The 13,233-nt window shown below is 35.4% G+C and carries 11 protein-coding genes, 1 pseudogene and 1 riboswitch; of the genes and pseudogenes, 5 read left to right on the top strand and 7 right to left on the bottom strand.

All coding sequences use genetic code 11. From position 1 onward, the window contains the following. The first annotated feature begins 123 nt into the window (after positions 1-123). From C8J95_RS12355 to C8J95_RS12345, 3 genes are all read left to right on the top strand, one after another. Positions 124-1,638: a peptide MFS transporter gene (locus C8J95_RS12355; RefSeq protein WP_107808603.1), complete on the top strand. Its 1,515-nt coding sequence runs from the start codon at positions 124-126 to the stop codon at positions 1,636-1,638. A 32-nt stretch (positions 1,639-1,670) separates the two neighbouring features. Then, positions 1,671-2,204: a thioredoxin fold domain-containing protein gene (locus tag C8J95_RS12350; protein ID WP_107808602.1), complete on the top strand. Its 534-nt coding sequence runs from the start codon at positions 1,671-1,673 to the stop codon at positions 2,202-2,204. Between the two features lie 73 nt (positions 2,205-2,277). Continuing rightward, positions 2,278-2,373: riboswitch (SAM riboswitch) on the top strand. A 64-nt stretch (positions 2,374-2,437) separates the two neighbouring features. After that, positions 2,438-5,218 (top strand): TonB-dependent siderophore receptor, encoded by a 2,781-nt coding sequence (locus C8J95_RS12345; protein WP_107808601.1) that lies wholly within the window; start codon positions 2,438-2,440, stop codon positions 5,216-5,218. Positions 5,219-5,269: 51 nt separating this feature from the next. Here the strand turns inward: C8J95_RS12345 and C8J95_RS12340 are convergent, their stop codons facing one another. The 7 genes and pseudogenes from C8J95_RS12340 to gldC form a co-directional block, all read right to left on the bottom strand. Next, complete coding sequence (locus tag C8J95_RS12340) at positions 5,270-5,995, bottom strand: YqjF family protein (protein ID WP_107808600.1); 726 nt, start codon at positions 5,993-5,995, stop codon at positions 5,270-5,272. A 1-nt stretch (position 5,996) separates the two neighbouring features. Further along, positions 5,997-7,298: a serine hydrolase gene (locus tag C8J95_RS12335; RefSeq protein WP_107808599.1), complete on the bottom strand. Its 1,302-nt coding sequence runs from the start codon at positions 7,296-7,298 to the stop codon at positions 5,997-5,999. 262 nt (positions 7,299-7,560) lie between these two features. Then, positions 7,561-8,985 carry a CCA tRNA nucleotidyltransferase gene (locus C8J95_RS12330; protein ID WP_107808598.1) on the bottom strand — a complete coding sequence of 475 codons (1,425 nt, stop codon included), beginning with the start codon at positions 8,983-8,985 and terminating at the stop codon, positions 7,561-7,563. Positions 8,986-8,999: 14 nt separating this feature from the next. Then, entirely contained in the window at positions 9,000-9,548 is a 549-nt protein-coding gene (locus C8J95_RS12325) for an L-threonylcarbamoyladenylate synthase (protein ID WP_107808597.1), read from the bottom strand. Between the two features lie 71 nt (positions 9,549-9,619). Further along, positions 9,620-10,771 (bottom strand): annotated as a pseudogene (locus C8J95_RS12320) (cystathionine gamma-synthase); the annotation flags it as partial. 11 nt (positions 10,772-10,782) lie between these two features. Continuing rightward, positions 10,783-11,319 carry a hypothetical protein gene (locus C8J95_RS12315; protein ID WP_107808595.1) on the bottom strand — a complete coding sequence of 179 codons (537 nt, stop codon included), beginning with the start codon at positions 11,317-11,319 and terminating at the stop codon, positions 10,783-10,785. 29 nt (positions 11,320-11,348) lie between these two features. Further along, complete coding sequence (gene gldC / locus C8J95_RS12310; protein ID WP_107808594.1) at positions 11,349-11,675, bottom strand: gliding motility protein GldC; 327 nt, start codon at positions 11,673-11,675, stop codon at positions 11,349-11,351. 206 nt (positions 11,676-11,881) lie between these two features. Between gldC and C8J95_RS12305 the strand changes: the two genes are divergently transcribed. Beyond that, positions 11,882-12,385 carry a GNAT family N-acetyltransferase gene (locus C8J95_RS12305; RefSeq protein ID WP_107808593.1) on the top strand — a complete coding sequence of 168 codons (504 nt, stop codon included), beginning with the start codon at positions 11,882-11,884 and terminating at the stop codon, positions 12,383-12,385. Between the two features lie 7 nt (positions 12,386-12,392). Beyond that, positions 12,393-13,184 (top strand): NAD(+) synthase, encoded by a 792-nt coding sequence (nadE, locus tag C8J95_RS12300; RefSeq protein WP_107808592.1) that lies wholly within the window; start codon positions 12,393-12,395, stop codon positions 13,182-13,184. Positions 13,185-13,233 lie beyond the last annotated feature (49 nt).

Here is a 13,233-nt window from a genome sequence, read left to right as displayed (position 1 = left end):
CTATTTCATGGCAATATAATTATAAAAACCTCTGAGCAATCAGAGGTTTTTTCGTAATTTGGTCAGATTGTTTTTTATCAAAAAAAACAACTTCACGGAGATTAATTAAATATGTAATGATTAATGAGTTTAACATTAGAGCAAATTCAGGATTTTAAAGGCAAATATCCAAGACAGATTTGGAGTCTTTTCTTTTCTGAAATGTGGGAACGTTTTTGTTTCTACGGAATGAGGGGGATGTTGGTGTTTTTTATGATTCACCAGCTAAATTTTGCAGAAGTGCAGGCTAACCTTCAGTATGGAGCTACACAAGCTTTTGTATATGCGTTTACATTTGTAGGCGGACTTTTTGCGGATAAGATATTAGGTTTCCGCAAATCTTTATTCTGGGGAGGTTCTTTAATGATTGTAGGAAGTGTCCTTCTGGCAATAGATCCCCACAAATTTTTCTTTTTCGGTCTGGCCTTTATTATTATTGGTACAGGATTTTTCAAACCGAATATCTCCACAATGGTAGGAGAACTTTATAAAGAGGGAGACCATCGTACAGACGCGGGTTTCTCTTTGTTTTATGCTGGGATTAATCTTGGTGCTTTCCTTGGAGGCTACATATGTGTAGCCATAGGAAAAGGCTATATGCTGTCTTCCATAATCGAAGAACCACACCGTTGGAATGTAGCCTTTGGACTGGCGGCAGTAGGAATGTTGATTAGTCTTATTAACTTTAATTTTACAAAACGCCGTTTAGGTCCTATTGGATTACAACCGGGACACCCTGACGCAATAGTAAAATCAAAACCACTACCTAAGTGGTCTGAATATGCTGTGTACGCTGGTACATTATTATTTATTCCTTTGATCCAGATTATGGTTTCCAAAACTGAGTATACTGACTATTTTATGTATACAATCGGACCATTGACCTTGCTTTATCTTTTCTATGAAATGACAAAAGTAACTGCTAAAGAAAGAATGAAGTTGATCGCAGCTTTAGTATTTATTCTGTTCTCTATTATCTTCTGGGGTATTTATGAGCAGAGTGGTGGCTCACTAAGTATTTTTGCTGCAAAGAATCTGAACGATTCATTATTAGGAGTTACTGTTGACCCTAATGGGGTGAATAATTCGGGCGGAGCTTTCTTCATTATTCTATTAGCGCCTTTATTTGGGCTATTATGGTTATGGTTAGGGAAAAAGAAATTTGAACCTAATACAATTATTAAGTTTGGTTTAGGTTTTATATTTTTAGGATTAGGGTATTATGTATTATTTGCGACAAGATTCTTTTCTGTAAACGGAATCTCTTCACTTAATATATTTACTCTGGCAATGTTGGTAATTACTTTTGGTGAGCTTTGTTTGTCACCGATTGGATTGTCTATTATGACGAAATTATCTCCGGCAAGACTGCAGGGTATTATGATGGGAATGTGGTTTCTGGCTTCTGCCTATGGACAGTATGTAGCTGGACTTATTGGTGCAGGATTGGCGCAGGCTAAAGAGAATGCAGCACCGGCTGAATCACTGTTGACTTATACAGAAGGTTATAAAATGTTGGGTATCTATGCATTAATAGCCGGAGTGGTATTGATTTTGATATCGCCTGTGGTGAAAAAATTAATGCAGGAAGTGCGTTAATATATTCATAACAATGCCTAAATTTGAATAAGATGAAGAGAATAATTTTATTTTTCAGTGTACTTTTTATAAGCTTTGGATATAGTCAGGTTAAATGGATGACTATGGCGGATGCTATGGACGCTATGAAGAAAAAGCCTAAGAAAATTCTGATTGACTTTTATGCTGACTGGTGTGGGCCTTGTAAAATGATGGACAATCAGACTTATACAAATCCAATTATTTCTAAATTTATCAATGATAATTTTTACCCGGTAAAATTCAATGCGGAAGGAAAAGAGAAATTATTTTTTAATGGTAGAGATTTCGATAATCCTAATTTTAAAAAAACACCGGGCAGAGGAGTACAACATGAGTTTGCACGATTCATGAATATATACTCATATCCGTCTACAGTTTTTATGGACGAAGATTATATGCAGATTACAAATCTTATGGGGTTCTTTACTCCGAAAGAAATGGAACCATATCTGAGCCTTATTTCTACGGAAGCTTATAAAACGATAAAGACGAGAGATGAATGGGATAAATTTCAGTCAAAGTTTAAATCAAAAATAAAAGAATAAAATAACTCCTATCAAATTTGTAGTATTTTAGATTTTTTATATCTTTGTACCGAAATTATTTCACAGAATTAATAGCTTATTAAGAAAGACGGAGGGAACTGAACCGATGAAGTCTTAACAACCTGCCGAAAGGTAAGGTGTTACATTCAGCCGAAAGGGAAAATAAGTAAAGATATAATGCAATGCCTCATTAGCTTTACTAATGAGGTTTTTTAATCCAAAAATATTAGAATATGATAAAGAAAAACATTTTGACTGAAAAAAAATCCAGAGTTGTACTTACAGCTTCTGTTCTGTTTTTTGTCGGTTTTGGGCAAGTATACGGACAGGAAACAAAAAAAGACAGCCTTAAAGATAAAAGTATTGACGAGGTTGTTATTGTAGGTTCACGTTCCGGAGGGCGGTCTAAAGCAGATAGCCCGGTTCCGGTGGATGTTTTCAATCTTAAAGAAACATCTTTAGTATTACCACAAACCAATATTAACCAGATTCTTAATGCTGTAGCGCCATCTTTTACGTCTACAGTACAAACCAATGCAGATGGTACCGACCACCTGGATCCTGCACAGTTAAGAGGTTTGGGGCCAGACCAGGTTTTGGTTTTGGTTAATGGTAAAAGACGACATACTTCAGCTTTAATCAATGTAAATGGTTCTCCCGGAAGAGGTACTGTAGGAACCGACCTTAATGCAATCCCTTCTTTTGCTTTAAGCAGAATCGAAGTGTTGCGTGATGGTGCTTCTGCGCAATATGGATCAGATGCTATCGCAGGGGTTATGAACTTACAGTTAAAAAGAGATACAGGGAAACTTACAGGGCAGGTTAGCTATGGAGGTTATTTAACAGATGCAGCAAAGAATCATACAGGGAACTGGGATGGAGATCAGATTCAGGTAGACCTTAATTATGGTGCTAAAGTTGGCCGAAAAGGAGGGTTTGTTAATGTAACTTTTTCTTCCCAGTACAGGAACCCTACTTTCCGTGCAGGTGTTGAAAGCGGAAATATATACAATGCTTATAATGCTATCGAAAAGAGAGCAGCCGAAGGAGGTGTAAACCTTTCATCATATTTTACACGTATGGATCAGCTTAACAACCAGCAACAGCAACAATTGATTGGAGTTATAAAACAATATGCACAAAAAGTAAATTATTTTGATAATGCTTATCAGCAACAAATTCAGAATGCCGGTAGTATTTCAGCACTTCAGGGACTTTTAGGAAATAATTATACAGATCAGGAACTAGCCTACAGAGGACAGGACAAACGTGACTTTAATATGTGGGTTGGGCAGTCCAAACTGAATAACAATCAGATTTTTGTAAATGCCGAAATCCCGTTAAATGATACCTGGAAAGTATATACATTCGGTGGTTATGGATACAGATACGGGACTTCAGGAGGTTTCTTCAGAAAGCCAAATCAGTCCAGGACATTTACAGGGCTTTATTTAGATGGTTATTTACCTAAGATTAATACAGATATACAAGATGTATCACTTTCTGCAGGTGTGAAAGGAACATGGGATGGCTGGAATGTGGATTTTAGCAATACTTTTGGGCAAAACTCTTTTGATTATACTATCAGTAATACAGGGAATACCAGTTTAAGATTTAATTCTCCAAGTAAATTTAAAGCAGGGGGACTTAGATTTTTACAAAATACCATTAATCTGGACTTTAGTAAAAAGTTTGATGTTTTTGAGGGATTAAACTTTGCTTTTGGTGGTGAGCAAAGACACGAAAATTTTAAAATAAATGAAGGGGAGCCAGCTTCTTATCTTACATATGATATTAATGGAAATCCGGTTACAGACTATGTAAATCAACTAAGGCCAACAGATTTTTTTGGTAATGCATTGCCTGGAGGATCACAAGTATTTAGCGGATACAGAAGTGTGAATGCAGTAAGTAAAAATCGTAATTCTTATGCTGCTTATGCAGATGCAGAAGTTAACTTTACCAATTGGTTATTGGTAGACGGAGCTGTGCGTTATGAAAATTATTCAGACTTCGGCAATACAGTTAACTTCAAGTTGGCTTCCCGTATAAAGCTTACTAAAGATCTTAACTTTAGATTTGCCGGATCTACAGGATTCAGAGCGCCATCTATCCACCAGATTTATTATAATACAACATCAAGTTTATATGTTACAATACCTGGAAATCCAATAGGGGAAATTCAAGAAGTAGGAACATTTAGTAATGATTCTCAAATTGCAAGAGGTTTTGGTATACCGAAGCTAAAGCAGGAAACTTCTCAGTCTGTAAGTGCAGGATTTACTTATAAAATCCCGGCATTAAACCTGAATATTACGGCTGATGGTTACTGGATTAAAGTAAAGAATAGAATTGTACTTACTGACTTATTTTCTAAGTTTAAAGGAACAAATCTTACTCCTGAGCAACAAGAAGTAAATAATACTATGAATGCTTTAGGTGTTGACGGAGCTCAGTTTTTTGCTAATGCTATAGATACTGAAACCCGTGGAGTAGATGTTGTAATCAGTCATAACTATAAAACAGCAGGCTTTTCTTTGAAAAATGATTTTGCTATTAACCTGAACAAAACAAAAAGAGTAGGAGATATTCATTCATCAGATCTATTGCATAACGCTGGTTTAGACAATGTGTATTTTTCTGAAAAATCCAGAGTTTATTTAGAAGAAGCGGTGCCAAGGGTGAAGGCCAGCCTTGCGCATACTTTGCAATTTGGTAAGTTAGATGTGTATGTAAGAAATACTTATTACGGTAAGGTTACAGGGGCAGATGTAATTGTACAACCGGATACTCACCAGATTATGTCTGATAGAGTTATAACTGACCTTTCTGTAGCTTATGGATTTAGCAAAAACATTAGTTTGACATTGGGAGCTAACAATGTATTTGATGTTTATCCTTCCAGAAACCTTCCGGTATCATCCAACAACGATCAGTTTGTATATACCAGATCCACATCGCAGTTCGGAATGAATGGACGCTATGTGTTTACAAGACTTAATTTTAATTTCTAATTGATACATTAAAAACCCGCATCAGATTCTGATGCGGGTTTTATTTTGAATTTAATCCAGAATTTCTGCTTTCCAGGAAAGCACTTTTACTCCCGGAGAATAATGATAATCTATAATGTTTTCTACATTAAGGCTGATCGTTCCGAAACGATAGTCTAAAGAAATTTCGGATTTGTTCACCGAATACAAAGGCCATTCGGCATGGTGAATATCATACCTTAAGGTTTTGTGATCTTTGGTAAGGTAAAGACAGTATCTTTCTGTTAGCCATAAATCTAATGCAGTTTTACTTCCTATTTTTTCATGAGGTTCAAAATGTGCCACAAGTGAGAACTCTTTTTCTGTATTTCTGTTGTTATACAGATTTGTACTGCGCGTTATTTTTGATTTCTCATAAGGGAGGCCAGAAAGCGTTCTGGCTACAAAAGCTGAAAGTTGTTTTTCAGCTTCAATATTGAGGAAATACACACCCTGCTTATCATCATTGTTTATATAAGTACGGACATTTATTTCATAGAAATCTGAAATAAAACCTATTGATGGAAGATTTCTTGGACGTATTTTTTCCATCTTGAAAGCGACGACAGAGATGTAATATTTTCCTTCGAAGCTGTCAATATTTAAATTATCAGGAACAAGCTTTCTGAGAAGACTGAAATCTACTTCAAAATGCAAGAATAAAGCATCGTTCCACTCTTGATAATACTGCCATTTTCCTTTTGGTAATTCCCAGGGTCTGTGATCGGTATCGGATATTATATTCTGAATGTGATTCATGTTATTCTTTGACAAATTTGTATTTCTGTCCTCTTTGTTTTAGGATCATCGTTTTTTCAGAGGTTTTAAATTCAAGAATTATTCCAGCAGAAAAATATTCAAACTTATTTTCCCCGATTCTATCTAAAGGGAAAGCAGACTGGTCCGTAGCTTCGGCTTTTAAAAAATTATTTTCGTAGTATATCTTTAGTTTAAAAGGTAATTCAGCAGAACTGTAAGAACCTGCGTATAAGTTAGCCTGATTTTTGGTAATCTGTCTTTCGGATAGCTTTCTTTTATTTTTATAAATAATGTTCAGGAGATAAAATACAAAATCATCTTTGCTTAACCTTTCTCCATTTAAGACTAAAGAGATTGCTATTTTATTTTGGGGGTCATATAATACAAGACTATGAGAACCATAGGTATCTCCATGATGACCATATAACTGATTACCTCCAAATGAGACACTGATCAATCCTCTTCCAAAATATTCTTCACCAGAAGGGAGCATTTTATGGAATGATTTTTCTGAAAGAATTTTATTTGTAAATAAATTAGAAATAAAAAGATTCGTATCATGCATTGTTGATGCAATATCACCTACACCTATTACATTTCCAAAATAAAAATCTTCTATTTTTTTCCATCCATTATCATAGTTATATGATAATGAAATATTGTTATAATTTGTATTATTGAATGAAGCAAAGTTTCGGAGTCTTAGAGGATTTATTATTTCTTTTTTTAGAATTGTACTATAGTCTGACTTATAGAGCTTTTCTACAATATTTGTAAGTAAATAGTACCCCGAATTGGAATAAAGTACCTTTTCATTAGGTTGGAATGCAATACCTTGGTGTATAATTTCATCTATAATTTCTTTTTCGGAAACTTTTTTTGTTAGCCATGCGATACTATCATTTTTTACGATAAAGTTTTTTAACCCACTTGTGTGCTCTAATAGATTTTTAATAGTAATGTTTTCTGAATTAGGTATCGCCGGATAGTATAATGAAAGTTTATTTTCTAATTTAATTTTATGATTATCTACCAACTTAAATATTAAAGCAGCGGTTATCATTTTAGAAACAGAACCAATATTATATTTTAAATCAGGGTTTCGAGATAGTGCGTCTACATTTATTGTTCCAAAAGTTCTGCTATAAAGTTCGTTGCCATTTTTAAAAACTGAGATGGATCCTAGACCTTGATTGTTATTTTCAACAACGCTTACTAAACTATCTATTCTCTGTTTGTTTATATTTTGAGAATATACTTTTAATGAAATTAAAAGTATAATAAGTAGTGTTATTCTTTTCATATTGGTGTTTTCGTGTTCTCTACTATAATGGATTGTAGATGATGATATTAACTATTTTATATAAGTAGGTTTTATTTATATATTGTTACTTATAAAATATAAAAATCATTAAGAAAAGTCTGTTAAAGATAGATCAGTACTTTGTGAATGGAAATATTTCGACCAAGCTCTATATAATACCTTTTGAAGCGGCCTCATTGAAGCTTTTATATTGGTCTTAATACAAAAAAAGCGTTTCATATTTATGAAACGCTTTATTTGTTTATTCTTTTATTTCAACACCTATTAGTGCAGCTTGTTTTATAACGAAAGTTCTGGCAGCTTCTTTGTCATTGGGGATATCTCCTTCCAGAATAGCTTCTTTTACTTTTTCTTTCAGAATGCCGATTTCCTTACCAGGCTTCAAAGAAAACATTTCCATAATTTCCTCTCCGGAGATAGGAGGCTGGAAATTACGTACATGATCTTTCTCTTCTACTTCCTTTATCTTTTGCTCCACGTACTCGAAATTCTTCTTGAAGCGTTTTTGCTTACTCGAATTTTTAGTTGTAATATCAGCTTTACACAAAGTGAAAAGATCCTCAAGGTCCTTACCTGCATCAAAAAGAAGTCTTCTTAATGCACTGTCGGATGTATCATCCGTAATTAGGGCAATAGGACGGGAGGATAGCTTTACCATTTTCTGTACATATTTCATTTCGGTACCTAACGGAAGTTTTAACCTTTGAAACAAGGTTTTTACCATTTTAGAACCCAAAAACTCATGACCATGGAAGGACCATCCTTGCTCAGGCGTAAACTTTTTGGTAGGTGCTTTTCCCACATCATGAAGCAATGCAGCCCAGCGTAACCATAGATTGTCTGTATTTATAGAAATATTGTCTACAACTTCCAGCGTATGATAGAAATTGTCTTTGTGTGTTTGACCTTCTATTTCTTCAATACCTTTAAGAGCAGTAATTTCAGGCAGAATAATATCGAAAAGCCCTGTTTTTTCCAGAATACTTAGTCCTGTTGATGGTTTTTCGGAAAGCATTATTTTGTTGAACTCTGTGATAATGCGTTCCATAGATACGATTTCTATGCGTTTAGCCTCTTGCTTAATGGCCTTTAATGACTTTTCTTCGATCTTAAAGTTAAGAGTAGAAGCAAATCTTATAGCACGCATCATACGCAAAGGATCATCAGAATAAGTTTGTACAGGCTCCAAAGGAGTACGCAGGATTTTATCGCTTAAGTCCTGCATCCCATTGAAAGGATCAATCAGTTCTCCGAAATTTTCCTTTCCCAGAGATATTGCCATTGCATTAATGGTAAAGTCACGGCGTTTTTGGTCATCTTCTAAAGTCCCAATTTCTACTTCCGGATTACGGCTGTTTTCAGTATAACTTTCTTTACGTGCTCCGACAAATTCCAGATCGAGATTCTGGTGCTTGATCATAGCAGTACCATAGGTTTTGAAAATAGAAACCTTAGGTTTGGGATTAATATTTTCTGCTACGGTTTCTGCAAGTTTAATTCCACTGCTTTCCGTTACAAAATCGATATCTGTTGGTTCCTTCCGTTGCATAAGCAAATCACGGACATACCCACCTACAATATAAGCAGATTGTGCATTTTTCTCTGCAGCTTCAGAGACCAGTTTGAATATTTTTAAGTGTTTATTTTGGTTAAGATTGATCTTCAAAATATATCTTTTCGTTATTCTCTAATGATTTTTATTTTCCCATCCTGACCGATTTTAATCACGGATGATCCAGGATATTCAGAAACAACATCGTGAAACTCTTCTACAACATAGTCAACCTTTTTCAGGATCTCAGAATCTATGTCTGCAAATTTTAGCGGACTTTTGCTGCCACTAAGGTTAGCCGAAGTAGACACCAATGGCTTGTTGAGTTTAGAGATAAGTTTCTTACAAAAATCATTTTTTACCAGACGAATTCCTATACTGCCATCCTCTGCTAAAAGCTCTTTTGGGAGTCCTTTAGGATTATCATAGATAAAGGTAATAGGCTTTTCGCTAAGGTCCATCATTTCCCATGCCAGTTCAGGTACATCTACCAGTTCCTGAAGACGGCGTTCGTTTTCTACGAGGATGATCATAGATTTATTGGCATTACGGTGCTTTATATCGTAGATTTTTTTTATTGCTTCGATATTAGTAGCATCACAGCCAATTCCCCATATCGTATCGGTTGGGTACACAATGGTGCCTCCGGATTTTAGTATGTTGATTATCTGTTCCATTTATTTTTATAGTAGAGACGGGTTTTAGCCCGCCTCTAATGATATTTAATTATAATTTTTTGCCAACGGGCTTATAGAGCATTTAGGGCCTGCTCCAAGTCTTGTAAAAGATCTTCGATATCTTCGATACCAGCGCTCAGACGTACAAGATCATCAGTAATACCTAATTCTGCACGTTTTTCAGCAGGGATAGAAGCATGTGTCATCATAGCAGGGTGATTTGCTAAAGACTCTACACCACCAAGAGATTCCGCTAATGTAAAAACACGAAGGCTTTCCAAAAATTTCACAGAATCTTCTTTTTTACCAGATTTGAAAGTAAAAGAAACCATTCCACCAAAATCTTTCATCTGCTTTTTAGCTAAATCATGCTGCGGGTGACTTTCTAACCCCGGATAAAATACCTGTTCAATAGCCGGGTGTTTCTCAAGGAATTGTGCTACTCTGATTCCGTTTTCAGAATGTCTCTGCATTCTTAGGGCTAGTGTTTTGATACCTCTTAGTACTAAATAAGAATCATGTGGACCTAAAATACCTCCGGATGCAAATTGGATAAAATGCAACTTTTCTCCAAGCTCTTCCGTTTTGGCAACTAATGCTCCGGCAACAACATCGGAGTGTCCGCCAAGATATTTAGTGGCAGAATGCATGATGATATCTGCACCTAAATCTAATGGTTGCTGAAGGTATGGTGATGCAAAAGTATTATCTACAGCTAAAAGAATGTCTTTCCCCTGGATAAGGTTTGCAACAGCTTTAATGTCTACCAGCTTCATCAACGGATTGGTAGGCGTTTCTAACCAGATTAGTTTTGTTTTGTCATTTATAAGACCAGCTATTTTTGAAACATCATCGAAGTTAACGAAAGTAAATTTTAACTGATATTTTTCGAAAAGACGGGTAAACATTCTGTATGTCCCACCGTAAAGATCGTCTACAGCAATTACTTCATCACCAGGATTTAATAATTTAAGTACACAATCGATAGCTGCAAGACCTGAACCGAAAGCTAAGCCTCTGGCTCCGTTTTCTATGCTTGCCAAGGCATCTTCTAATGCCTGACGTGTTGGGTTTGCACCACGGGAATATTCGTATCCTGCACGTAATTGCCCAGGGCTTTTTTGTGCAAAAGTTGAAGTAAGGAATACCGGGACATTTACAGAACCTGTATGGGGTTCAGCATGTTGGTTTCCATGAATTACTTTAGTATTGAATTTCATTTTTTTATTTGTATTTACAGACCTCCGGTAAAGTAGTCTCTTACTACAGTACTTTGGTCAGAATTTCTGATAATTGTTATTTTTCCCTCATAAGCATACGTTATAACATCTATTTCCTGCGGTAGTTTTTCAGGTATTACGGATGTAAAGGAAAGTTTGTACTCGTTGTTAGCATACTGATCTTTTCCGGTTTCCTTAAGAGCAACAATCTTACCATCCGCTTTTATAAAAGCTTTTTTCAGAGAAAGATCAATATAAACAACATCTAAAGGAGTTCCTTTGATAAAATCTTTCATACTCGGAACTAATTCCATTATAGATTCTCCTTCCATATCATATGGATGTGTACTGCCTTTTAGCATCTCAGTCGGAATATCACTCGGTTTAAAATCTACAATATTCAATTGAGTAGTCGGAGTAGCTGCTTTAGCTGCCTGTACAGTATCTTTTTTTGTCGTAATACTATCTTTAGTACTTACTTCTTTAGTTTCTGCTTTTTTCTGGCAGGCAAACAATGAGAGTATGCTTAACGCTAAAACTATTTTTTTCATATTTAATATTTGGTGTTGGTTGGTGATTATTATCCTTTGATCTTTGCAAGAGCAGCAAACTCTTCAGCAAATTCTATTACTTTTTCAGCAACATCTTCTTCACCGGTAGCTCTTTGATAAGTGTGGCCTAATGAAACAAGGATCTGATGAAAAAACATCTTCATCTGGTCAACAGGCATTTCTTTAGTCCATAGGTCTATACGTAGCGCTTCATGTTTCTTTTCATCCCATACAGACATCATAACAGCTTTAGTCTCCTGGTTGTCTATACCTCCGTCCTGAGCATTCCATGTTAGTTTTTCCGGTACGTGATTCTCGTCTAGTTCTACATTGATAGATATCTGTGTTTGTCTCATAATTTCTACAGTCTGTTTAATCTGAATATTTTCCGAAATTGAACCTCTAATCCATTTATATTACTAATAAGGAAAATAAAACCTTACCAAAAGGGAAAACAGATATAAAAGTTTTCGAAAAACTTCTTTACTTTTACATTATATTTTAATGTGCAAAAATAATAAATTCTAAGGACAAAGTGCAGTTAGAAACCAACCGATTAATAATGAGACCATTTGAAGAAACAGATGCAGAAGATCTCTTTCTTTTAGACTCTAATTCTGAAGTGATGAAATACGTTGGCGGCGTAGTTTCGACAGAAATCGAACAGAGTCGCCAAGTGATTGAATTTATACAAAAGCAGTATAAAGAAAATGGTGTTGGAAGACTTGCTGTAATCGAAAAAAGCAGTAATGTTCTAATTGGATGGAGCGGACTAAAATACCTGACAAAAGAGATAAACGGTATGAAAAACGTATATGAATTAGGATATCGTTTTTTACCGGAATACTGGGGAAAAGGTTATGCTACGGAAACTGCAATTGCAGCGCTGAATTATGCATTTAATGAAATAAAAACAGACATCGTATACGCCATGGCTGTTACCGAAAATGTAGGATCTAACCGTGTTTTACAAAAGTTAGGCTTTGAGGAACTCGGAACTTTCTTAGACAATGGCGATATGTGTTACTGGTATAAATTAGAGAAAGAAAATTACAAAAAGAACTAAATAAAATATGCAATCAGAAAAAGTTATAGAACATATTGTAGCATGGCTGAAAAACTATGCAGAAAAAGCAGGCATGAAAGGTTTCGTTATCGGAGTATCCGGCGGAATTGATTCAGCAGTAGTTTCTACACTAGCAGCGATGACAGGTATGAAAACTTTGGTTTTAGAAATGCCTATCCGTCAGAAGGAAGATCAGGTAAACCGTGCTCAGGAGCATATTGATTTTCTGAAAAATAAATTTCCAAATGTAGATGGCTTTAGAGTAGATCTTACTCCTACATTCGATACTTTTCAGAGTCAGGTCGATGTAAACGATGCAGATTTTCCGAACGAACAACTGGCTTTAGCTAATTCTCGTTCCCGTTTGCGTATGATTACACTATACTATTATGGACAGATTCATAATCTTTTAGTTACTGGTACAGGAAATAAGATTGAAGATTTTGGTGTAGGCTTTTTCACTAAATATGGTGATGGCGGGGTAGATATCAGTCCAATTGCGGATCTGGTAAAAACACAGGTATACGAGGTAGCAAGACATTTGGATATCGTAGAGAGTATTCAAAAAGCAATTCCTACAGACGGATTATGGGACGAAGAAAGAACTGATGAACAACAAATGGGAGCTTCTTATCCTGAACTGGAATGGGCAATGAGTGTTTATAATACTCATAAAGCTGATGATTTTTTTGGGAGAGAAAAAGAAGTTTTTCAGATTTACGATAGATTGCACAGAGCAACCCTGCATAAAATAAATCCTATACCAGTTTGTGAAATTCCTGAAGCCTTATTGAATTAATAAATAGAGGTTGATAGCCAATATTTGGAGAAAATAAATATTGGTAGCC

Origin of the sequence: Elizabethkingia sp. YR214 (assembly GCF_003058195.1) — a bacterium.
In the GTDB taxonomy this organism is placed as follows: domain Bacteria; phylum Bacteroidota; class Bacteroidia; order Flavobacteriales; family Weeksellaceae; genus Elizabethkingia.
Note: the sequence above shows the minus strand (reverse complement) of the source record. Positions and strands in the feature narration are given on the sequence as shown.

Excerpts from the sequence above, each read along its gene's own strand:
- nadE (WP_107808592.1), top strand. The coding sequence starts at position 12,393 with ATGCAATCAGAAAAAGTTATAGAACATATTGTAGCATGGCTGAAAAAC.
- C8J95_RS12355 (WP_107808603.1), top strand. The coding sequence starts at position 124 with ATGAGTTTAACATTAGAGCAAATTCAGGATTTTAAAGGCAAATATCCA.
- C8J95_RS12305 (WP_107808593.1), top strand. The coding sequence starts at position 11,882 with ATGAGACCATTTGAAGAAACAGATGCAGAAGATCTCTTTCTTTTAGAC.
- C8J95_RS12350 (WP_107808602.1), top strand. The coding sequence starts at position 1,671 with ATGAAGAGAATAATTTTATTTTTCAGTGTACTTTTTATAAGCTTTGGA.
- C8J95_RS12325 (WP_107808597.1), bottom strand. The coding sequence starts at position 9,548 with ATGGAACAGATAATCAACATACTAAAATCCGGAGGCACCATTGTGTAC.
- C8J95_RS12315 (WP_107808595.1), bottom strand. The coding sequence starts at position 11,319 with ATGAAAAAAATAGTTTTAGCGTTAAGCATACTCTCATTGTTTGCCTGC.
- C8J95_RS12345 (WP_107808601.1), top strand. The coding sequence starts at position 2,438 with ATGATAAAGAAAAACATTTTGACTGAAAAAAAATCCAGAGTTGTACTT.
- C8J95_RS12340 (WP_107808600.1), bottom strand. The coding sequence starts at position 5,995 with ATGAATCACATTCAGAATATAATATCCGATACCGATCACAGACCCTGG.
- gldC (WP_107808594.1), bottom strand. The coding sequence starts at position 11,675 with ATGAGACAAACACAGATATCTATCAATGTAGAACTAGACGAGAATCAC.
- C8J95_RS12335 (WP_107808599.1), bottom strand. The coding sequence starts at position 7,298 with ATGAAAAGAATAACACTACTTATTATACTTTTAATTTCATTAAAAGTA.